The 22236-nt window shown below is 70.6% G+C and carries 18 protein-coding genes; 15 read left to right on the top strand and 3 right to left on the bottom strand.

Annotated elements, in window-relative coordinates; genetic code table 11:
* The first annotated feature begins 139 nt into the window (after positions 1–139).
* The 15 genes from ACWDA7_RS20030 to ACWDA7_RS19960 all read left to right on the top strand — a co-directional run bounded on the left by ACWDA7_RS20030 (position 140) and on the right by ACWDA7_RS19960 (position 19233).
* The gene (locus tag ACWDA7_RS20030) at positions 140–310 is read left to right on the top strand and encodes a hypothetical protein (RefSeq protein WP_450605597.1); all 171 of its coding nucleotides are present in this window, start codon (positions 140–142) and stop codon (positions 308–310) included.
* 271 nt (positions 311–581) lie between these two features.
* On the top strand, positions 582–1790 hold the full coding sequence (locus ACWDA7_RS20025) for an ROK family transcriptional regulator (RefSeq protein ID WP_450605596.1): 1209 nt from the start codon (positions 582–584) through the stop codon (positions 1788–1790).
* Between the two features lie 87 nt (positions 1791–1877).
* Positions 1878–3209: an ABC transporter substrate-binding protein gene (locus ACWDA7_RS20020; RefSeq protein ID WP_450605595.1), complete on the top strand. Its 1332-nt coding sequence runs from the start codon at positions 1878–1880 to the stop codon at positions 3207–3209.
* A gap of 2 nt (positions 3210–3211) precedes the next feature.
* Positions 3212–4153 carry a carbohydrate ABC transporter permease gene (locus ACWDA7_RS20015; RefSeq protein ID WP_450605594.1) on the top strand — a complete coding sequence of 314 codons (942 nt, stop codon included), beginning with the start codon at positions 3212–3214 and terminating at the stop codon, positions 4151–4153.
* Positions 4154–4155: 2 nt separating this feature from the next.
* On the top strand, positions 4156–5049 hold the full coding sequence (locus tag ACWDA7_RS20010) for a carbohydrate ABC transporter permease (protein ID WP_450605593.1): 894 nt from the start codon (positions 4156–4158) through the stop codon (positions 5047–5049).
* A gap of 6 nt (positions 5050–5055) precedes the next feature.
* Entirely contained in the window at positions 5056–6321 is a 1266-nt protein-coding gene (locus ACWDA7_RS20005) for a 6-phospho-beta-glucosidase (protein ID WP_450605592.1), read from the top strand.
* Positions 6312–7286, top strand: a complete 975-nt coding sequence (locus ACWDA7_RS20000) for an N-acetylglucosamine kinase (protein ID WP_450605591.1) — start codon at positions 6312–6314, stop codon at positions 7284–7286. Before ACWDA7_RS20005 ends, ACWDA7_RS20000 begins: the two co-directional genes overlap by 10 nt.
* A gap of 296 nt (positions 7287–7582) precedes the next feature.
* Positions 7583–8980: a hypothetical protein gene (locus tag ACWDA7_RS19995; protein ID WP_450605617.1), complete on the top strand. Its 1398-nt coding sequence runs from the start codon at positions 7583–7585 to the stop codon at positions 8978–8980.
* A 14-nt stretch (positions 8981–8994) separates the two neighbouring features.
* A complete protein-coding gene (locus ACWDA7_RS19990; RefSeq protein WP_450605590.1) occupies positions 8995–9999 on the top strand; it encodes a glutamate ABC transporter substrate-binding protein in 1005 nt (334 codons plus the stop codon).
* Positions 10000–10085: 86 nt separating this feature from the next.
* Entirely contained in the window at positions 10086–11408 is a 1323-nt protein-coding gene (locus ACWDA7_RS19985) for a hypothetical protein (RefSeq protein WP_450605589.1), read from the top strand.
* The gene (locus tag ACWDA7_RS19980) at positions 11405–14014 is read left to right on the top strand and encodes a tetratricopeptide repeat protein (RefSeq protein WP_450605588.1); all 2610 of its coding nucleotides are present in this window, start codon (positions 11405–11407) and stop codon (positions 14012–14014) included. The genes ACWDA7_RS19985 and ACWDA7_RS19980 overlap by 4 nt, the downstream gene beginning before the upstream one ends.
* A 3-nt stretch (positions 14015–14017) precedes the next feature.
* Entirely contained in the window at positions 14018–15355 is a 1338-nt protein-coding gene (locus tag ACWDA7_RS19975) for a protein phosphatase 2C domain-containing protein (protein ID WP_450605587.1), read from the top strand.
* A 118-nt stretch (positions 15356–15473) separates the two neighbouring features.
* Positions 15474–16820 (top strand): vWA domain-containing protein, encoded by a 1347-nt coding sequence (locus ACWDA7_RS19970; protein WP_450605586.1) that lies wholly within the window; start codon positions 15474–15476, stop codon positions 16818–16820.
* A gap of 93 nt (positions 16821–16913) precedes the next feature.
* Positions 16914–18320, top strand: coding sequence for an FHA domain-containing protein (locus ACWDA7_RS19965; protein WP_450605585.1), 1407 nt, complete (start codon positions 16914–16916; stop codon positions 18318–18320).
* Positions 18321–18819: 499 nt separating this feature from the next.
* Positions 18820–19233 (top strand): globin, encoded by a 414-nt coding sequence (locus ACWDA7_RS19960; protein WP_359400643.1) that lies wholly within the window; start codon positions 18820–18822, stop codon positions 19231–19233.
* A gap of 72 nt (positions 19234–19305) precedes the next feature.
* Here ACWDA7_RS19960 and ACWDA7_RS19955 read toward each other — a convergent pair whose 3' ends face one another.
* The 3 genes from ACWDA7_RS19955 to ettA are packed head-to-tail and all read right to left on the bottom strand — an operon-like array spanning position 19306 to position 22069.
* A complete protein-coding gene (locus ACWDA7_RS19955) occupies positions 19306–19995 on the bottom strand; it encodes a hypothetical protein (protein WP_450605584.1) in 690 nt (229 codons plus the stop codon).
* A complete protein-coding gene (locus ACWDA7_RS19950) occupies positions 19992–20402 on the bottom strand; it encodes an acyl-CoA thioesterase (RefSeq protein WP_450605583.1) in 411 nt (136 codons plus the stop codon). The genes ACWDA7_RS19955 and ACWDA7_RS19950 overlap by 4 nt, the downstream gene beginning before the upstream one ends.
* A gap of 2 nt (positions 20403–20404) precedes the next feature.
* Complete coding sequence (gene ettA, locus ACWDA7_RS19945; protein ID WP_360999239.1) at positions 20405–22069, bottom strand: energy-dependent translational throttle protein EttA; 1665 nt, start codon at positions 22067–22069, stop codon at positions 20405–20407.
* Positions 22070–22236 lie beyond the last annotated feature (167 nt).

Below are 22236 nucleotides of genomic sequence, written 5' to 3'. Positions count from 1 at the left end.
GACGAGTCCTACCGCCGGGCCCACAAAGGCTGGTACCCCATCGACATGCTCGCTCTGGTCGGCGAGGTCACGTCCACGAACCACGAGACGGACACCGGGCCCAAGCTCCGCGCCTACGCCGCCGGCGCCCCTCTACGTGTTGATCAACCGCGACACGAAGACCGCTCACCGCTCCACCGACCCGGTCATGCCCGGGGACGACCCCACCAAGGCGTACTTCGGCGACGAGTCCGAGGTGCACCTGGGCGAGCCCCTCTCGCTGCCGGCCCCGTACCCGACGCTGGACACCGCCCCGTTCCTGGAGAGCTGACCACACGCACTCCGTCCGAGGCCGCCGGGCATACGGTCGGCGGCCTCGGCCGTTCCCGGTGGCTCCGTACGTAACGAGTTGATTGCCACCAGTGGCCGGTATTGACGCCTCCCTTGCGGCAGGCCTAACTTCCTCTCACCCAATAGGAAACTTTCCTAACAGTGATCTTCGGGACCGCCCGAACACGGGAGGACACCCGGAAGATCATCCGGTGGACTTCCCGGCGGCCACGCTGGGAAGCTGGGCTGTTGAGAGGCAGGTGGCGACAGACATGGCAGGATCCGCCGGCACGCCGGGCACCCCGCGCGTGCTGCGCGCCATGAACGACCGCGCCGCCCTCGATCTCCTCCTGGAGCACGGTCCGCTCAGCCGTACCCGTATCGGCAAGCTCACCGGCCTGTCGAAGCCCACCGCCTCCCAATTGCTCGCCCGCCTCGAAGCCGCCGGCCTCGTCCTGATGACCGGCACCAGCGAGGGGCGTCCGGGGCCGGGCGCCCAGCTCTACTCGGTCAACCCGGCCGCCGCCCATGTCGCCGGCCTCGACGTCACCCCCGAGCGCATTCTCGCCGCCGTCGCCGACATCACCGGCAGGTCGGTGGGCGAGTACGAACTGCCCACCCCCGGCCGCCGCGCGCAGCCCGTGGTACGCCAGGTCACGGACGCTCTCGAGGGGGCGGTGAAGGCCGCCGGGCTCGCGGTTTCCGATGTGCACCGGGTGGTCATCGGCACTCCGGGGGCCTTCGACCCCAACACCGGACGGCTGCGCTACGCCTCCCATCTGCCCGGCTGGCACTCCCCCGCGCTGCTCGACGAACTCGCGGCCGCTCTGCCGATGCCCGTCGAGTACGAGAACGACGTCAATCTCGTCGCCCTCGCCGAGCAGCGGCTCGGCGCCGCCAGGGGCCACAACGACTTCGTCCTGCTGTGGAACGAGGGCGGTCTCGGCGCCGCCCTCGTGCTCGGCGGCCGGCTGCACCGCGGCTGGACCGGGGGCGCTGGCGAGGTGGGGTTCCTGCCGGTGCCCGGCGCGCCCCTGGTCCGCCAGGTGACCCGGGCCAACAGCGGTGGCTACCAGGAGCTGGCCGGCTCCCAGGCCATCCCCCGGCTGGCCCGGGATCTGGGCATCAAGGACGTGCCCACCGGCCCGTACAGCGAGGTCGCCGCCGCTCTCGTCGCCCTCGGCGCCGACAGCACCACCGGCCCCCACCGGCGGCTCCTCGAGACATACGCGACCCGGCTGGCGACCGGCCTTGCCGCGCTGGTCTCCGTGCTCGACCCCGAACTCGTGGTCCTCAGCGGCGCCTTGCTCACCTCCGGGGGCGAGCCGCTGCGCACCCTGCTCCAGGCCGAACTCGAGGAGCTGGCCGCGTCCCGGCCGCGCCTCGTGGTCGGCGACGTACGCGAACACCCCGTGCTGCGCGGCGCGTTGGAGAGCGCGCTGGCAACCACCCGCGACGAGGTCTTCAACACCTCGCGCTGAACCCCGGCCGATCCACTCCGGTTCCACCCCGGCCCCGCACCCGCTCCGGCCCGTACCTCACCCAGCCCGTCCCAGGGAGACCCCGTCATGCCCGAAGTGATCCGAAAGACGGCTTTCGCCCTCACCGCGTCCCTCGCTCTTCTCACCACCGCCTGTACCGGGCAGTCCTCCTCCGGCGCGGACGACGACGCGTCCAAGGAGACCACCATCAACTTCTGGCACGCTTGGAGCGCGCCCTCGGAGACGAAGGCCGTGAACGCGCTGATCGCGGGCTTCGAGAAGGCGCATCCCAACATCCACGTCAACGTCGTCGCCAACATGACCGACGACAAGATCAACCAGGCGCTGCGCAGCGGCGGGGACAAGGCGCCCGACGTCATCTCCTCCTTCACCACGAACAACGTGGGCAAGTTCTGCTCGTCGGGAGCCCTGGTCGACCTCAACCCCTTCTTCAAGAAGTCGGGCATCGACCCGGACGCGACCTTCCCGAAGGCGATGAACGAGTACACCCAGTTCGACGGCAACCGCTGCACGGTGCCGCTGCTGGGCGATGCCTACGGGCTCTACTACAACAAGACGGCCTTCAAGAAGGCGGGCATCGCGAACCCGCCCAAGACCTGGTCCGAGTTCGAGGCCGACGCGAAGAAGCTGACCATCTCCGACGGCGACGGTTACAAGCAGCTCGGCTTCATGCCGGACTACCACGGCTGGGAGACGACCACCGAGCACTACTTCGCCCAGTTCTCCCCGACGTACTTCGGCAAGGACGGCAAGTCGAGCCTCGCCACCGACCCCGCGTTCACCGCCGGATTCACGCTCCAGAAGAAGCTCGTGGACGAACTGGGCGGCTTCCAGAAGCTGGAGAAGTACCGCTCCAAGCTGGGCGACGAATGGGGTCCCAAGCACCCGTTCCACACCGGCCAGGTCGCCATGCAGCTCGACGGCGAGTGGCGCCTCGGCATGGCCCTGGACGCCAAGCCCGGCTTCGAGATCGGAGTGGCCCCGCTGCCCGTGCCCGACGGCCAGGCCTCCCAGTACGGCAAGGGCTACATCACTGGCACCATCGCCGGTATCGCCGCCAACAGCAAGAAGCAGAACGCCGCCTGGGAGCTGGTGAAGTACATGACCACGGACACGGACGCCGTGGTCGGCTTCGCCAACGACATCCACAACGTGCCGTCCACGCTGGCCGCGCTCAAGTCCCCGAAGCTGAAGTACGACCCGCGCTTCAAGACGTTCCTGGACATCGCGGCGAACCCGGATTCGACCACGACTCCCGCGTCGATCAACGGCGGCCAGTACCTGGTGACGATCCAGCAGCTCGGCTACGACTACGAGAGCGGCAAGGTCAAGGACCTCACGTCGGGCCTCGAGAGCACGGCCAAGCAGATCGACACGGACATCGCGCAGGCCAAGTAGCGATGAGCACGATCACCCTCGCGTCCAAGCGCCGCCGGGCGGCGCTTCGGACGGTCGCCTTCCTGTCGCCCTGGCTGATCGGCTTCGCGGTCTTCTTCGCGTACCCCCTGATCTCCACGGTCTACTTCTCGTTCATGCACTACGACGGCTTCAAAGCGCCGACGTGGAGCGGGACGAAGAACTGGGCGTACGTCTTCCAGGACTACCCGCTGTTCTGGCCCGCGCTGCGCAACACCCTGTGGCTGGTCCTCGTGATGGTCAGCCTGCGGGTCGTTTTCGGGCTCGGCGTCGGCATGCTCATCACGAAGATCAAGACGGGTACGGGTGTCTTCCGCACCCTCTTCTACCTGCCCTACCTCGCCCCGCCCGTCGCCGCCACGATGGCCTTCGCCTTCCTCCTCAACCCCGGTACGGGACCGGTCAACTCGATCCTGGAGACGATCGGCTTGCCGGCGCCCGGCTGGTTCAACGACCCCGCCTGGTCCAAGCCCGCGCTCACCCTGCTCGCCCTGTGGGGTGTGGGCGACCTGATGGTCATCTTCATGGCCGCCCTGCTCGACGTGCCGAAGGAGCAGTACGAGGCGGCCGAGCTGGACGGGGCGTCGGCGTGGCAGCGCTTCCGGTACGTCACCCTGCCGAACATCTCGCCGATCGTGATGTTCGCGGTGGTCACCGGCGTGATCCAGACCATGCAGTACTACACGCAGCCGCTGATCGCGGGAAAGGTCGCCTCGGGTGTGATCCAGGGCGCCGGCACGCAGTTCGAGCCGGGCTATCCCGAGAAGTCCACGCTCACCCTGCCCCAGCTGGTCTACAACCTCGGCTTCCAGCGCTTCGACTACGGCTCCGCCTGTGTGGTCGCGCTCGTGCTCTTCGCCCTGTCCATGGTGTTCACCGCGTTCCTGATGCGGCGCCGGGGCGGTCTCAACCTGGCAGGTGACTGACCATGACCCAAGTACTCGACAAGCCGGTGGAATTGAGAGCACCCGTCTCACCGGCCGAACGCACCGCCCGCCGCAAGGCCCTCCTGGAGTGGATCGCGGTCCACTCCCTCGGCGTGGCCGCCGCCCTCTTCTTCACCCTGCCCTTCGTCTTCGTGTTCCTGACCTCGCTGATGAGCGACACCCAGGCGCTCAGCCGCGATCTGATCCCGCACACCTGGGAGTGGGCCAACTACAAGAAGGTCTTCGACACACCCGGCTTCCTCACCTGGTGGAAGAACACGCTGATCTACGCGGGTCTGGGCACCGTCCTGACCGTCGTGTCGTCGATCCCGGTCGCCTACGCCCTCGCCAAGTTCCGCTTCCGGGGCCGCAACCTGTCCCTGATGCTGGTGATCTCGATGATGATGCTCCCACCACAGGTGATCATCATCCCGATGTACCTGTTCTGGGCGAAGCAGCTGGACCTGTCCGGCACGCTGTGGCCGCTGATCATCCCGATGGCGTTCGGCGACGCGTTCTCCATCTTTCTGCTGCGCCAGTTCCTGATGACCATCCCGAACGAGTACCTGGACGCGGCGAAGGTCGACGGCTGCGGCGATCTGCGCACCCTGCTCAAGGTCGTCCTGCCCATGGCGAGGCCGGGCATCGCCGCCGTCGCGCTCTTCCAGTTCTTCTACGCCTGGAACGACTACTTCGGCCCGCAGATCTACGCCTCGGAGAACCCGGGGGCGTGGACCCTCAGTTACGGCCTGGAGTCGTTCAAGGGCGCGCACCACACCGACTGGAACCTCACCATGGCCGCGACGGTGCTGGTCATGGCCCCCGTGATCCTCGTCTTCTTCTTCGCCCAAAGGGCGTTCGTCGAGGGCGTCACGCTCACCGGAGTGAAGGGCTAGCAACACATGAAACTCACCGTGGTCGGCGGAGGCTCGACCTACACACCCGAACTCGTCGACGGGTTCGCGCGGCTGAGGGACACCCTGCCCGTCGAGGAACTCGTCCTCGTCGACCCGGCCGCCGAACGCCTGGAGCTGGTGGGCGGACTCGCCCGGCGCATCTTCGCCAAGCAGGGGCACCCCGGCCGCGTCGTGACGACGAGCGACCTGGACCAGGGGGTCGAGGGCGCCGACGCCGTACTGCTCCAGCTGAGGGTGGGCGGCCAGGCCGCGCGCGAACAGGACGAGACCTGGCCGCTGGAGTGCGGCTGCGTCGGCCAGGAGACCACCGGTGCGGGCGGTCTCGCCAAGGCGCTGCGCACGGTCCCGGTGGTCCTGGACATCGCCGAACGGGTCCGCCGCGCCAACCCGCAGGCCTGGATCATCGACTTCACCAACCCGGTCGGCATCGTCACCCGCGCGCTTCTCCAGGAGGGCCACCGGGCGGTCGGTCTGTGCAACGTGGCGATCGGCTTCCAGCGCAGGTTCGCCGCCCTGCTCGGTGTCACTCCGCTCGACGTCCACCTCGACCATGTGGGCCTCAACCACCTCACCTGGGAGACCGGTGTGCGCCTGGGCGGCCCCGAGGGCGAGAACGTGCTGCCGAAACTGATCGCCGAGCACGGCGACTCGATCATCGAAGGCATGGGTCTACCGCGCGCCCTCCTCGACCGGCTCGGCGCGGTCCCGTCGTACTACCTGCGCTACTACTACGCGCACGACGAGGTCGTACGGGAACTGAGGACGAAGCCGTCGCGGGCCGCCGAGGTGGCGGCCATGGAGCGGCAACTGCTGGAGATGTACGGCGACCCGGCACTCGACGAGAAGCCCGCGCTGCTCGCCAAGCGCGGCGGTGCCTACTACTCGGAGGCCGCGGTCGACCTCGCCGCGTCGCTGCTGGGCGGAGGAGGATCGCCCTACCAGGTGGTGAACGCGTACAACAAGGGCACGCTGCCCTTCCTGCCCGACGACGCGGTCATCGAGGTACAGGCGGCCGTGGGCCCGCACGGACCGACGCCCCTGCCCGTGCCCGCCGTGGACCCGTTGTACGCGGGCCTGATGGCGAACGTGACGGCGTACGAGGAGCTGGCTCTGGAGGCGGCCCTGCTCGGCAGCCGGGACCGTGTCTTCCGTGCCCTGCTCGCCCACCCGCTCATCGGCCAGTACGAGTACGCCGAAGCCCTCACCGACCAGCTGATCGCGCACAACCGGGAGCACCTCGCGTGGGCCTGACCGCAAGTGTCCTCGCCATCGACGCGGGCAACAGCAAGACCGACGTCGCCGTCGTGGCCGAAGACGGCGAGGTCCTCGGAACCGCTCGGGGCGGGGGCTTCCGCCCACCGGTCGTGGGTGTCGCGGCGGCCGTGGACGCCCTGGACGAGGCCGTCGGGCAGGCCTTCGCCCGGGCCGGGGTCACGGCGGCCGGCCATGTCTCGGCCTGCCTCGCCAACGCGGACCTGCCGGTGGAGGAGGAGCAGCTGGCGGCCGCGCTGCACGCGCGCGAGTGGGGCACGACCGTCGAGGTGCGCAACGACACCTTCGCCATCCTGCGGGCCGGTGTCGCCGAGCCCCGGGGGGTGGCGGTCGTCTGCGGCGCCGGGATCAACTGCGTCGGCATGCGCCCCGACGGACGCACGGCGCGCTTCCCCGCGATCGGCCGTATTTCCGGTGACTGGGGCGGCGGTTGGGGACTGGCGGAGGAGGCCCTGTGGTGGGCGGCCCGCGCGGAGGACGGCCGGGGCGGGCCCACGGAGCTGGCGCGCACCCTGCCGGCGCATTTCGGGCTCGAGACCATGTACGCGCTCATCGAGGCGCTCCACCTGGAGCACATCGCCCACGACCGGCGCCATGAGCTGACGCCGGTGCTGTTCGCCACGGCCGTGCAGGGCGATCCGGTGGCCCGCGCGATCGTCGACCGGCTCGCGGAGGAGGTGGTGGCCATGGCGGCGGTCGCGCTGACCCGGCTCGACCTGCTCGACGAGGAGGCACCGGTGCTGCTCGGCGGCAGCATCCTCGCCGCCCGCCACCCCCAACTCGACGACCGCATACGGGAACTGCTGGCCGGCCGGGCCCCCAAGGCGGTCCCGCGGGTGGTCACGGCCCGCCCGGTGCTCGGCGCCGCCCTGCTGGGCCTGGACCACCGACACGCCCCGAAGGAGGCACACGCGCGCGTACGGACGTACTACGAGGACGCATGACCCTTGCCCCGGCGCCCTGTACGGCCGCCGGGCCCCCGGGAACCGAACACAGACACTCCGCGTATTCATGGACAGGGTGGGGCGACGACCGGCGTGACCGGCGTCCGGCACAAACGCTGCGATCCGGAAACAAGATCGTATAAAGGCCTGTGCGGATACCGGTCCCGGCGGCGATACTTGCCGCCGTGCGCCTGCGTCCGCTCCCACGCTCCGGACGGAGGTGACGGACGGATGACCATGGGGGAGGTCAAGTGACACAACCGCAGCAGGGCGGCGCGCCACCTGCGACGCCCACGATGCCCGCCGTACCGCGGCAGGCCACGTCCGCGGTACGGACGGCCCCCGTGTCACCGGGCCGCCCGGCCCCGCCGCGCCGCACGGCCTTCGCCGAGGGGGTCGACCGGTTGCGCACCGCCGCGACCACCGAGCCCGGGCGGCTGCGCGTCATCGGTGCCGTCCTCGCCCTCGTCGTCGTGGCGTTCGGGGCCGTCACCGCCTGGCAGACGACCGACCGGGCGAACGCCGCGGACGACGTGCTGCACGGCAGCCAGCCGCTCAGCGCGGGCGCCGCGGACATCTATCGCTCCCTCGCGGACGCCAACACGACGGCTTCCAGCGGATTCCTGTCGGGTGGTCAGGAACCCGCCGCGACCACCGCGCGGTACGACAAGGACATCAGGACGGCCGCCGCCGGGCTCGTCACCGCGGCCGCGAGCACCGACCCCGGCTCCCCCGCAGCGACCACCATCGCCAAGCTCAACGAACTGCTCCCTCAGTACAAGGGCCTCATCGAGCGGGCCCGGGCCAACAACCGGCTGGGATTCCCGGTGGGCGGCGCCTATCTACGGGCGGCCAACGAGTTGATGCAGCAGGAGATGCTGCCGAAGGCGCAGGACCTGTACACCAAGGAGAACCAGCGGCTGCGCTCCGACTATGCGGACGCGACCCCGTACCCCTGGTTCGCCATCGCCCTCGGCGTGCTCACCCTGGCCGCCCTCGGCTGGGCGCAGCGGCGCCACTTCCTGCGTACGAACCGGTTGCTCAACCACGGACTGGTCGCCGGCACGGCTACGACCGCGGTCCTGCTGGTGTGGCTGGTCGTGGGCCACAGCGTCGCCCGCGCCGGGCTGGACTCCTCGTACGCCCACGGCGTCCGCTCGCTGGACGTGCTGCACGACGCGCGCATCGCCTCCCTGAACGCGCGCGGCAACGAGAACCTCACGCTGGTCAGTCGCGGCGCCGAGACCAAGCAGCTGCCCGACGGCACGGTCGAGGACGCGTACGACTACGCCTTCCAGCAGGACATGAAGACGCTCTCCGCCGGCCTCGCCAAGGCCGTGTCCCTGGCCGACGACCGGGCGGGCGAGCAGCCCGTGACGGCCGCGACCGGCAACATGAAGGTCTGGCAGCAGCGTCACAAGCAGGCCAGAACCGCCGACGACGACGGCGACTACCAGGCCGCCCTGAAAAAGATCATCGGCTCCGGGGCGGACCAGCCGACGGGCGAGTGCTTCGACAGCGTGGACGCGAACCTGGCGAAGGCACTGGGGCACGAGGAGAGCGAGTTCCGCCAGTCGGCGAGCGGTGGCCGGAATGCGATGACCGGGCTCCCGGCGGGCGCGGCGGTCCTCGCACTGCTGGGCGCTTCGGGCACGCTGCTGGGTATCGGACGCAGGCTTTCGGAGTACCGGTGAGAGGGGGAGCGGCGATGATCACACGGCGCCTGAGGGCGAGCCTGAAGGGCTGGGGCGGTGTGGGGGCGATGCTGGTCGCCTGTGTCCTCACCGCGGTCTTCGCGCTGCTTCTGCCGCTGAGCGGAGCGGGCGTGGACGGGTCCACCGGGACGGACGGCCAGGGCCTCGCCGAGGGCACGCAGGCGAAGGCCGACTCCTGCGGCGGCCACCCGGAGCGGCTGAGCCCGCCGCCGTCCGGCGACGAGAGCGGCCGGGCGGTCACGGCCATCAAGACGCGCGGCTATCTGTCGGTGGGCGTGGACCAGAACAGCTACCGCTGGGGCTACCGGGACCCCAACGCCAAGGGCGGCGACCTCGAGGGCTTCGACATCGACCTCGCCCACGAGATAGCGCGGGCGATCCTCGGCGATCCGAACGCCGTGCGTTTTCACGCCATCCCCACCAACCAGCGCATTCCGGCGATCAAGAGCGGGCAGGTGGACATGGTGGTGCGCACCATGACGATCACCTGCGACCGGCTGCGGGAAGTCGCCTTCTCGGACCCGTATTTCACCACCGGCCAGCAGGTCCTCGCCCCGAAGGGGTCCGGCATCACGGGCTACGACAAGTCGCTCGCCGGCAAGAGGATCTGCTCGGCGGAGGGGTCGACGGCCAACACCAGGCTGGCGGACGACAAGAAGGCCGGCCGGCTGGCGGCGTCCACCGATATCTCCACCACCGTCCCCAACCAGCTCGACTGCCTGGTGCGGCTGCAGCTCGGCGAGGTCGACGCGGTCGTCACCGACGGCGCGCTCGCGGCGAGCCAGGCGGCTCAGGACCCGACGGTCGAACTCAAGGGGAAGCCCTTCACGACCGAGTACTACGGCGTGGCGATGAACAAGGACTCCAAGGATCTGGTACGCCGGGTCAACCAGGTGCTGGTGGACTACCGCAAGACCGGCTGGCAGACCTCGTACGACAAGTGGTTGTCCCAGACGCTCGGCGCCGACTCGGCGTCGTCTCAGCCGCCTTCCTCCTGACCGAGGCAACCGACCTGATACCACTGGAGAGTTACCCCGGCGCACCGGACAGCGCGCACTGGGCACGACGAGACGAGAGGTGATCGATGGGCGTCGCGGGACCCACCGGGCCGGTGATGGACCGGGACGAGGTGGACCGTGCGCTGGCGCGGCTCGGCGCGGAGCACGAGGCCATAGAGACCTCGCTTCTCGCCCTGCAGGACCACGCGGGCCGCAGACTCCTCGAGGGTGCCGAGCTGACGGGCGTCACCAAGGAGCGCTGGACGTCGACAGAGGCGTCGATCACCCTGCTCTGGACGTACTTCGACGCCTATGCGGACGCTCTGCGCCGCGCGCGGGAGATCCGCGCCCGCCGCCGCTGGTCCAGCCGTGAGGACCTGGTCGAGCTGACCGACCTGCTGCGCGGTTCCGGCGTCACCGTGGCGGGCAGCGAGTCGGCGACCGCGAACGCGCCGACGCTCGCGGGTTCCGGCAGGCTCAGCGAGCAGTTCACGCTGGCACAGCTCGTGGAGCGGATGAACGAGCTGTACGCGGCCTCGCTGGACATGGTCGTCGCCGCGGACGCGGTGTGGTCCGCGCTGCCTGCCCGAATCGATTTACTGGCCGCGGAGTTGCAGCGCACCCGCCGACTGGCGCACTCCGTGGGCGTACGACCGGGTGAGCATCCGGCCGGCGACGACCTGGAGCGCATCACGCGCACGTTGACGAACCTGCGCGAGCAGGTGGTCTCCGACCCCCTGGCGTACTGGGTCCCGACGCAGGGGAGTTCAGCACCCGGCGGCGGCCGGCCGGACACGACGACGTACGACCGCGAGGCGCGCGCCCTGGAGGACGTGCGGCGGGAGATCGACGCGATCCTGACGGTCCGTCAAGATGCCGAGACCCGTCTCGTCAAGCTGCGCGACCTGCTCAGCCGCGCCGATCGCACACTCTCAGAGGCCCGCAGCGCGCGCGGTGAGGTCCTCGCGAAGATCGCCGCCTCGGAGGTGCCCGCGGTCAGCGGTCCGCCGACCGTGCTGCAGGAACAGCTGGCGACTGCCGCCGAGTACCGCAGAAACGCCCAGTGGCACCGCCTCTCACCGCTCCTCGAGTCGCTGGAGCAGAGGGCCGAGGACGAACTGCTGCGGGCCCGCGAGTCCCTGACGGCGGTCACCGCGCCCCTGGCTGTGCGCGCCGAGCTGCGCGGCCGCCTGGACGCGTACAAGGCGAAGGTCGCCCGGCACGGCCTCGCTGAGGACCCGGTACTGGTCGAGCGGTACGACGCGGCGCGCCGCATGCTGTGGAGCGCGCCCTGCGACCTCAGAGTCGCCGAACAGGCGGTGCTGCGCTACCAGCAGGCGACCGCCGAGCTGCTCGGTCCGGGCGTGCCCCAGCAGGGCGAGCCGGCCGACCGGAGGGGGGAAGCATGAGTCAGGCAGGACAGAAGTGCCAGCGGCCCGGCTGCGAGGGATCGTACGAGGACGTGGGCGGCGGCGAGCTGTACTGCGACACGTGCGGGCTCGCGCCGGTCGTCTCGGTGACGGGCATGGTCGGCCCGTCCGCCACGGGTGTCACCGCGGGCGGCAAGGGCTCGCAGGGCTCGGAAAGCGCAGGATCGGGGGCCAGCTCCCGCACCTCGTCGCGGTCCTCTCAGTCCCGCCGCTCGGTCTCGGGACGGCTCACGGGCCGCTCTTCCAGCCGCTCGGTGTCGGTCCGCAGCTCCGGTTCGACGAGCGGGACTTCGGGGCGCAGCCGGCTCGGCCTCGGCCTGGTACAGGTCCCGGACGTGCCGCGGCCCGACCCCCGTGCCATGGTCCTCGAGAACCCCGAAGTCCCCGAGCGCAAGCGGTTCTGCTCGCGTTCCGACTGCGGGGCCCCCGTGGGGCGGTCGCGCGGCGAGAAGACCGGGCGCACCGAAGGGTTCTGCACCAAGTGCGGCCACCCCTACTCGTTCGTGCCCAAGCTGCACGCCGGGGACATCGTGCACGGCCAGTACGAGGTCGTGGGCTGCCTCGCGCACGGCGGGCTCGGCTGGATCTACCTCGCGGTGGACCGCGCGGTCTCCGACCGGTGGGTGGTCCTCAAGGGCCTGCTCGACACCGGCGACCAGGACGCGATGGCCGCGGCGATCTCCGAGCGGCGCTTCCTCGCGGAGATCGAGCACTCCAACATCGTGCGCATTTACAACTTCGTGGAGCACCTCGACCAGCGCACCGGCTCACTCGACGGCTACATCGTCATGGAGTACGTCGGCGGCAAGTCCCTCAAGGAGATCGCCAACTCCCGCCGCACCCCGGACGGAAGCCGCGATCCGCTGCCGGTCGAGCAGGCGTGCGCATACGGCATCGAGGCCCTCGAAGCCCTCGGCCATCTGCACAGCCGCAACCTCCTGTACTGCGACTTCAAGGTCGACAACGCAATCCAGACCGAGGACCAGCTCAAGCTGATCGACATGGGCGCGGTACGCCGGATGGACGACGACGAGTCGGCCATCTACGGCACGGTCGGCTACCAGGCGCCGGAGGTCGCGGAGGTCGGCCCGTCGGTGGCAAGCGACCTCTACACGGTCGCGCGCACCCTCGCCGTGCTCACCTTCGACTTCCAGGGCTACACGAGCGTCTACGTGGACTCCCTGCCCGACCCGGACAGCATCGAGGTCCTCCGCCGGTACGAGTCCTTCTACCGCCTGCTGGTGCGCGCCACCGACCCCGACCCGGCCCGCCGGTTCGCGTCCGCGCAGGAGATGTCGGAGCAGCTGACGGGAGTGCTGCGGGAGGTCGTCGCCCTCCAGACGAACCGCCCGCGGCCCGCTCTGTCGACGCTGTTCGGGCCCGAAGTCAAGGTCACGGACACGGAACTGTTCCCGAGGCTGGACGGGGACGTGTCGCGGCTGGGGGCCAGAGTGGTGGCGCCCCGGCGCCGCCGAGGGACCGCAGAGGGCTCCGGCGCTCTCGCGTCCACCGGCTCTGTGGTCCCCTCTTCGCTCTCTCCTGCCGCCCTGTCCTTCGCCGTCACGGGTTCCGGTGGGGGCGGATGGCCGGGCGCCGCAGGCGCGGGCGGACCAGCCGCCGACGGCTCCGCCACGCCCGCTGTCGTCAAGACGGTGGGCGCCTCCGCCGCCGCGCTCGCGCTGCCGGTCCCTCACGTCGACCCCGGCGACCCCAACGCCGGTTTCCTCGCCGGTCTCATGGCCTCCGCGCCCTCGGAGCTCATCACCGCGCTGCACGCCGCGCCCGTGAACTCCCTGGAGCTGCGCCTGCGCGAACTGCGGGCCCGGCTGGAGATGGGCGAGGCGGACGCCGCCGGACGGGCCCTGGAGGCGCTGGAGGCGGACCACCCTGACGACTGGCGGGTCGTGTGGTACCGCGGTGCCACCGCTCTGGTCACCGGCGACCACGAGGGTGCCGCGCTCTCCTTCGACGCGATCTACGACGCCTTCCCCGGCGAGCCCGCCCCGAAGCTCGCCCTCGCTCTGTGCGCGGAGGTCCTCGGCCAGCTCGACAACGCCGCCGAGTACTACGGACTCGTATGGACGACCGACCCCAGCTACGTCAGTTCGGCGTTCGGCCTGGCCCGCGTCCAGCTCGCCTCCGGCGACCGCCGCGGTGCCGTTCGCACCCTGGAGTCCGTGCCCGAGGCCTCCATCCACTACACCGCCGCCCGTGTCGCCGCCGTGCGGGCACGGCTGCGGCACCGTACGGGCCAGGGCCCCGACCCCGCCTTTCTGGACGACCTCGTGGCCGCCGCGGGGCAGGTCCAGGCGCTGGAGGCGTACGGCCTGGACGCCGTGCGGCGCGAGCAGTTGTCCACAGAGGTCCTCGGTTGCGCCCTGGACTGGGTACTCTCCGGTAGCCAGGCCTCCGAGCCGGCGGCGCCGGGTGGGCGGGCGCTGCTCGGCAGCGACCTGGACGAGCGCGGCCTCCGCTTCGGCCTGGAGCGTTCGTACCGGACGCTGGCCAGGCTCGCGCAGGGCGGCGAGGAGAGGATCGACCTGGTGGAACGTGCCAACCGTTACCGCCCCCGGACGTGGGTGTGATCGATGTCGCAGATGCCCCAGCCGACAGCTCTTTCGAGGTGCCCCAGTTGTGAGGAGCCCCTCGAGTCGGGCGACCGCTACTGCGGGGCCTGCGGGTACGACCTGTCGGTGGTGCCCGCCCCGCCCCCGGACACTCCGACGCTCACCATGAACAGCACGGCACCGCACCCGCGTTCGGAGGCGGATTCCGTGGACTGGCCCGCCGCACCCCCGTCGGGCGGCCCCGGTGTGCCCGCACCGGTGCATCTGCCGACCGACATCCAGGGCACCGACTCGGGCGGCTCGCAGCTGCCCGCCGTGTCCACGGCGAAGGACGTCTCCAAGGGCGTGCGGTTCGACCGTCCGTCGGAGCCCGACGACTACCACCTCGCGGCCCCGCAGCCCGTCGACCCGCGCACCGCCGTCCCGGCGACTCCGCCTTCCGGCACCAAGGTCTGCGTGGCCTGCCGCGCGGGGAACGTGGACGACGACGGCTACTGCGAGAACTGCGGCCACGCCCAGCCGCGCGAACGCGACCACTCGGAGCAGGAGTTGGGGGCGGTGGCCGCGGTCAGCGACCGGGGCCTGCGCCACCACCGCAACGAGGATGCGTTCGCCGTCTCCTCGACCGCGCTGCCCGACGGCTCGCCCGCCGTCGTCGCGATCGTCTGCGACGGCGTCTCCTCCGCGACCCGCCCCGACGAGGCGTCGCTCGCCGCCGCCCGCGCGGCGAACGAGGAGCTGCTGGACGCCCTGCCGCGCGGCACCCACCCCCAGCAGGCCATGCACGAGGCCATCGTGACCGCCTCGCACGCCGTCAACGCACTGGCCACCGAGCCGGAGACGGCCCAGGAGCACACCCCGCACCAGAACGCGCCCGCATGCACCCTCGTCGGCGCGGTCGTCACCAGCAGCCTGCTCGTCGTCGGCTGGGTCGGCGACAGCCGTGCCTACTGGATCCCGGTCGACCGCTCGGCCCCGCCGGCCCGGCTCACCGAGGACGACTCGTGGGCCGCGCAGATGGTCGCCGCGGGCCTGATGAGCGAGGCCGAGGCGTACGCCGACGAGCGCGCCCACGCGATCACCGGCTGGCTCGGCGCGGACGCGTACGAACTGGAGCCGCACACCGCTTCCTTCAAGCCGGACCGCCCGGGTGTGGTCGTGGTCTGCACGGACGGGCTGTGGAACTACGCCGAGGCCGCCGAGGAGATGGCCGAGGTGGTGCCGGCCGGCGCCGAACTGCGGCCGCTGCACACCGCGCAGGTGCTCGTGGGGCACGCCCTGGACGGCGGGGGCCACGACAACGTAACAGTGGCCGTGCTCCCGTTCCCCGCCCCTCCGCAGGGGGCAGGATCCGCCTGAGGCGTGCCCCGTGGGCACACCCGCGGCCGGCGAGAACGGCCCAAGGACCGGAGGGGACCGGTCCGCAACCAGTCATCACCCCACGGCGGTGGGGTCCTCTAGGGGGATCAGAGAAGGCATGGCCAATTTCTCGAAGTCGAACGTGCCGCAGTTCTCGGTGGACGTCTACCAGAACGAGTACCTGCCGGAGGGCGGCCGGGAGGTCAACGCCATCGTGACGGTCACGGCGACCGGCGGCGGCACGACCGGAAGCGCTGTCACCGCGCCCCACCTCTACACGCCCGGGCACGGCCCGAGCGCCGCCGTGGCGATCATGGTCGACTGCTCCGGGTCGATGGACTACCCGCCGACCAAGATGCGCAACGCACGCGACGCGACGGCAGCGGCCATCGACACCCTGCGCGACGGTGTGCACTTCGCGGTGGTCGGCGGCACCCATGTGGCCAAGGAGGTCTACCCGGGCGGCGGGCGGCTCGCCGTCGCCGACGCGACCACTCGCGACCAGGCGAAGCAGGCGCTGCGCAGGCTCAGCGCCGGCGGCGGCACCGCGATCGGCACCTGGCTGCGCCTCGCCGACCGGCTGCTGTCCTCGGCCGATGTCTCCATACGCCACGGCATCCTGCTCACCGACGGCCGCAACGAGCACGAGTCGCCCACCGACCTGAAGGCCGCGCTGGACGCCTGCGCCGGCCGTTTCACCTGTGACGCGCGTGGAGTGGGCACCGACTGGGAGGTCAAGGAGGTCACCGGGATCGCCTCCGCGCTCCTCGGCACCGCCGACATCGTCGCCGACCCGGCCGCCCTCGCCGCCGACTTCACGCAGATGATGGAGACGGCGATGGGCAAGGAGGTCGCCGATGTCTCGCTGCGGCTGTGGACGCCTCTCGGGACGGAGATCAAGTTCGTCAAGCAGGTCGCGCCCGCCGTCGAGGACCTGACCGCCCGCCGGACCGAGGCGGGCCCGCGCGCCGGGGACTACCCCACCGGCTCCTGGGGCGACGAGTCCCGTGACTACCACGTGTGCGTCCGGGTCCCGGCCGCGAACATCGGCCAGGAGATGCTGGCCGCACGGGTGTCCCTGGTGATACCGCAGGGCGACGGCAGCGCCCAGAACCTCGGCGCCCAGGGGCTCGTACGGGCCGTGTGGACCGACGACATGACGGCATCCACGTCGATCAATCCCCAAGTCGCGCACTACACGGGCCAGGCCGAACTGGCACAGGTCATCCAGCAAGGACTGGATCTACGCAAAGCGGGTGATTTCGATGGCGCAACGGCCAAGCTGGGCCGCGCCGTTCAGCTCGCCAGCGTCTCGGGAAACGCGGATACTGCGAAACTGCTTGCGAAGGTGGTGGACGTGGTCGATGCCACGACGGGTACTGTGCGACTGAAGACAAAGGTCGCGGAGGCCGACGAGATGACTCTCGAGACACGGTCCACAAAGACTGTTCGTGTAAAGAAGTGACCTGAAGGTCCTGCCAGCAACAAGCCCGACCCCGCGGGGTCGGAGAACCACACCGGCCCCAGCGGCCGGAGAAGGAGAGGGGGAAGCGCCGACATGCCGACCTGCCCGAACGGACACCAGTCGGGTTCCGACGACTGGTGCGAGGTCTGCGGTCACCGTATGGCCGGTGCCGTGCCCCCGCCGCCTCCGCCGCCGCCCACCACCGGTTACGGCTATCCGCCGCCGGGTTCGCCCCCGCCGCCTCCGGGCGCGGGCGGTCGGCCCGGTGGACGGCCGATGTCCGCCGCACCGGACTCCGAACCGGAACTCTGCCCGCAGTGCCGCACGCCCCGCGAGGGCGGCGCGCCGTTCTGCGAGGAGTGCCGGTGGAACTTCCTGACCAACACGGCGACGTCGTACACCCCCGCCGCACCGCGCCCGTCGACGCCGAACCCGGCCCTGCGCTTCCAGCAGGGCGGGCAGACCGTGCCCGGCCCCGACTCGTTCGACTACGAGAGGTCCCGCCCCTCGCAGGTGAACCGGCCCGCGGAACCGATTCCTCCGGGGCCGGCCTTCGGCGACGAGCCGTCCGGTCCGGCCGGCTTCGGCGGAGGGGGCTCGCGCCAGTCCGGGTACGGCGGCGATTCCCCGCGACCATCCGCCTTCGGCGGCGACTCCCCACGCCCGTCTGTTTTCGGTGGCGACTCCTCGTCCCCGTCCGCCTTCGGCGGCGAATCCGCACGCCCGTCCGTCTTCGGTGGGGATCGCTCGAATCCGGCTCCGCCGCCGCCCGGGCCCACGACAGGTGGCCCCGGCGGTCCGCGGACCGGTGCCCCGGAAGCGCCCTCGGCCTTCCAGGGCGGTGCCCCCTCCGCCTTCCAGCGGCAGGCCCCGCCTCCCCCGCCGCCGACCCAGGGCTTCCCGCCCGCTCCGCCGCAGCCCGGCGGTCCGTCCTTCGGCGGCGGTGACGACGACTGGGTGATCTCGCCTCCGTCGTCCTCCCCTGCCACCGGGGCGGCCGGCGGTCCCGCGGGCCCCGGTGCCGGTCAGGGCGGGGGCTACGGCTACCCGCAGCCCGGTTCCGGCCAGGCCCCGCCTCCCTACGAGCAGCAGCCGCTCACCTGGATCGCGACCATCGGTCCGGACCGCGAGTACTTCATGGCGATGATGCAGCGCTCCGGCCCCGAGGCCGCGGGCCTCAACCTGCCGGCGTACTCCCCGGAGCAGCAGCGCACCCTCACCGGCAACCAGGTCACCATCGGCCGCCGGCGCCACTCCACCGGTGACACCCCGGACATCGATCTGTCGGTGCCGCCGGAGGACCCGGGCGTCTCGCACCAGCACGCGCTCCTGGTCCAGCAGCCGGACGGCTCCTGGGCCGTCGTCGACCAGAACTCCACGAACGGCACCACGGTCAACGGTGGCGAGGAGCCCATCCAGCCCTTCGTTCCGGTGCCGCTCCAGGACGGGGACCGGGTGCACGTGGGCGCGTGGACGACGATCACGATCCGCCGGGGCTGAGCACTCAGGGCCGCGTGCGCGTACGGGACTCCTCACGGGCTCTCGTACGCGTGCGCGGCCGTGGCTTCTCACCTGTTCTTCTCTGCTCTTCTGCGGCCGGTCTCCACGGGCTGGCGTTCCGGGCCGGTGTTTTCAGGCCGGTGTTCCGGCATGGCGTTCCCTGACGGCGTTTTCGGGCCCCTTGTACGGCTTTCGCGCGCGCGGTTCCGGTTGCCATCGAATCGTGCGGCATTCGCGCGCGATGTTCTTGGATGGGGTTACCCGTGCGGCCTTGCGGTCCGGTGGTCAGGGGCGTGGCCAGGTGTGCGGCTCTGCGGGTCCTGAGGCGCACTCCGGCCCCCTCCCGCCCCCACGCGCCGTCGCCTGGGACCACGCGGCCGGCTGCCCGGTACGGGGAGGTCCCGGCTGCCCGATCGTGGGCGCCACCGGCTGCCCGGCCAGCGGGCGGTTCAGAGGGGTGGTCCTAAGCCTTGGGACCTCGGTCGTCGCGTCTGAGACCATGGACGACGTGAGAGAGATTCGGCGCGGCACGCTGCAGGAGCAGACCTTCTACGAGCAGGTCGGCGGTGAGGAGACCTTCCGCCGTCTCGTGCACCGCTTCTACGAGGGGGTGGCCGAGGATCCGGCCCTGCGGGCCATGTATCCGGAGGAGGACCTGGGTCCGGCTGAGGAGCGCCTCACCCTGTTCCTGATCCAGTACTGGGGCGGCCCGACGACCTACGGCCAGAAGCGCGGCCATCCGCGCCTGCGCATGCGCCACGCCCCGTTCACCGTGAACCAGGCCGCCCATGACGCCTGGCTCAAGCACATGCGGGTCGCCGTCGACGAACTCGGCCTCTCCGAGGAGCACAGCACCACGCTGTGGAACTACCTGACGTACGCGGCGGCGTCGATGGTGAACAGCCCGGAGTGAGTCCGAGAGGTCCGGGCCGGGGCCAGGGACTCCCGGCCCGCAGGCTTGCTGCCCGGCGGCGGATCCCTGCCGTCAGCGGACACTGACGTCGAGGGCGCCGAGCCCGGCCCGCCGCACGGCGATCGAGCCGTACGGTGTCCGCAGCCTCAGCCACGTGCCCGACGAGAACAACCCCAGCGGCTCGGTGCCGGACGCCGACCGCGGTACGGGGCGGAGGAAACCGAGCGACTGCGCCGCGTGCGCGGCCCGCACCGGGAGCTCGGTGTCGCCGATCGCGCGGGACCAGATCTCTCTGCCGATCCGGTCGAGTTCGGTACGCGTGCGCCGCTCGGGGGCCAGCTCCTCCGTACGCGAACGGAATTCCGCGACCGCGGCGGCCACGGTCGCCCGCAGCACGTCGGGGGCGGGCAGTCCCGGCTCGGGCCGCCAGCCGCTGCGCGGCGGGAGGACCCCGGCCCACGGCGGCCCGGTGACGGCCGCCGGTACGCCGGATGTGGCCGCCGACTCATCGACGGATTCCAGGAGTTCACCGGCCGAGACGGTCACGTCGAGCCCGACCTCCAGGCCGTTCTCGTACGGCTTGGCCAGCCGTACCGCCCGGACGGCGAGCACCTCGAACGACGGCGGCCGCCCGAACACGGCCAGCGTCGTCCCGGTCGACTGCACACGCACCACCGCACCGCGGTCGTAGTGGATCAGCCTGGCCAGGAAGGCGGCGAGGTCCGCCGCCTCCCCGTCGTCCTTGAGATGGAGCACCGTCATGCGGCGACGGCCTCCTCCTCGTCGTCCTGGTACCCCGCGAGGAACTCCCGCTCCTCGGCGGTGAGCCGCCGCGGCCGCTGTGCCTCGAAGTCGAACGGCACTATCACGGTCGAGGCCCGGACGTAGACCTGGTCCGGGTCCTTCACTTCGTAGCCCAGCGTGAAGGACGCGGCCTTGATCTCCATGACCCACAGCTCGATGTCCACCGGCGCGTGCCGGTGGACGAGCTGGCGTTTGTAGTCGATCTCGTGGCGCGCCACCACGGACCCCTGCTTGAACTGCTTGTCCGGGCGGAACAGGAAGTCGATACGGGCTTCCTCCAGGTAGCGGAGGAACACCACGTTGTTGACGTGGCCGTATGCGTCCATGTCCGCCCAGCGCAGAGGGCAGCGGTAGATGTGCCGCAAGATCAGCCCCGGGTCAGCTTCTTGTAGGTGGCACGGTGCGGACGGGCCGCGTCCGGGCCGAGCCGCTCGATCTTGTTCTTCTCGTACGACTCGAAGTTGCCCTCGAACCAGAACCACCTGGAGTCGCCCTCGTAGGCGAGGATGTGGGTGGCGACGCGGTCGAGGAACCACCGGTCGTGGGAGACGACCACGGCACAGCCCGGGAACTCGAGCAGCGCGTTCTCCAGCGACGAGAGCGTCTCGACGTCGAGGTCGTTGGTCGGCTCGTCGAGGAGCAGCAGGTTGCCGCCCTGCTTCAGCGTGAGCGCGAGGTTGAGGCGGTTGCGCTCACCACCGGAGAGGACACCCGCGGGCTTCTGCTGGTCCGGGCCCTTGAAGCCGAAAGCCGACACATAGGCCCGCGACGGCATCTCGACCTGGCCGACGTTGATGTAGTCGAGCCCGTCGGAGACGACCTCCCACAGCGTCTTCTTCGGGTCGATGTTCTCGCGGCTCTGGTCGACGTACGAGATCTTGACGGTCTCGCCGACCTTGATCGAACCGGAGTCGGGCTCCTCCAGCCCCTGGATCATCTTGAACAGCGTGGTCTTGCCCGCGCCGTTCGGACCGATGACGCCGACGATGCCGTTACGCGGCAGGGTGAAGCTGAGGCCGTCGACGAGGACCTTCTCCCCGAAGGCCTTGTTGAGCTTGTCGACCTCGACCACGACGCTGCCCAGACGCGGGCCCGGCGGAATCTGGATCTCCTCGAAGTCCAGCTTCCGCATCTTGTCGGCCTCGGCCGCCATCTCCTCGTAGCGGGCCAGACGCGCCTTGGACTTGGCCTGCCGCCCCTTGGCGTTGGAGCGGACCCACTCCAGCTCTTCCTTCAGACGCTTCTGCCGCTTGGCGTCCTTCTGGCCCTCGACCTTCAGACGCGTGGCCTTGGTCTCGAGGTACGTGGAGTAGTTGCCCTCGTACGGGTAGGCGCGGCCGCGGTCGAGCTCGAGGATCCACTCCGCGACGTTGTCCAGGAAGTACCGGTCGTGGGTGATGGCCACGACGGTGCCCGGGTACTTGGCCAGGTGCTGCTCCAGCCAGTTCACGGACTCGGCGTCGAGGTGGTTGGTGGGCTCGTCGAGCAGCAGCAGGTCGGGCTGCTCCAGCAGGAGCTTGCACAGGGCGACGCGGCGGCGCTCACCACCGGAGAGGTTGGTGACGGGCCAGTCGCCGGGCGGGCAGCCCAGGGCGTCCATGGCCTGCTCCAGCTGCGCGTCCAGGTCCCACGCGTTCGCGTGGTCGAGCTGCTCCTGGAGCTTGCCCATCTCGTCCATGAGCTCGTCGGTGTACTCGACCGCCATCTGCTCGGCGATCTCGTTGAACCGGTCGAGCTTGCCCTTGATCTCGGCGACACCCTCCTGGACGTTCTCCAGGACGTTCTTCTCCTCGTTCAGCGGGGGCTCCTGGAGCAGGATGCCGACGCTGTAACCGGGAGTGAGGAAGGCGTCACCGTTCGACGGCTGCTCAAGACCGGCCATGATCTTGAGGACGGTCGACTTACCGGCGCCGTTCGGACCGACGACGCCGATCTTCGCACCCGGCAGGAAGCTCAGGGTTACGTCGTCGAGAATCACCTTGTCGCCGTGCGCCTTGCGCGCCTTGCGCATGGTGTAAATGAACTCAGCCAAGAGAAACCGTCCGGCAGCTTGAAATCTGGCAGTGGGCAGATACACCCCATCTTGCCTGACCGCCACCCCTGAGCGGAAACCCGTTACGCCTGGGGCCTCTGACCTGGGCTTTCACTGGTGGCGGCTGTGGCTCGTCTGTCGCTGTCGGTCGCCGTCGAGTGCCCTTG

It is taken from the genome of Streptomyces sp. NPDC001156 (genome assembly GCF_053598275.1).
The sequence above is the reverse complement of the archived record's forward strand: the minus strand, read 5'-3'. Positions and strand labels throughout refer to the sequence as shown.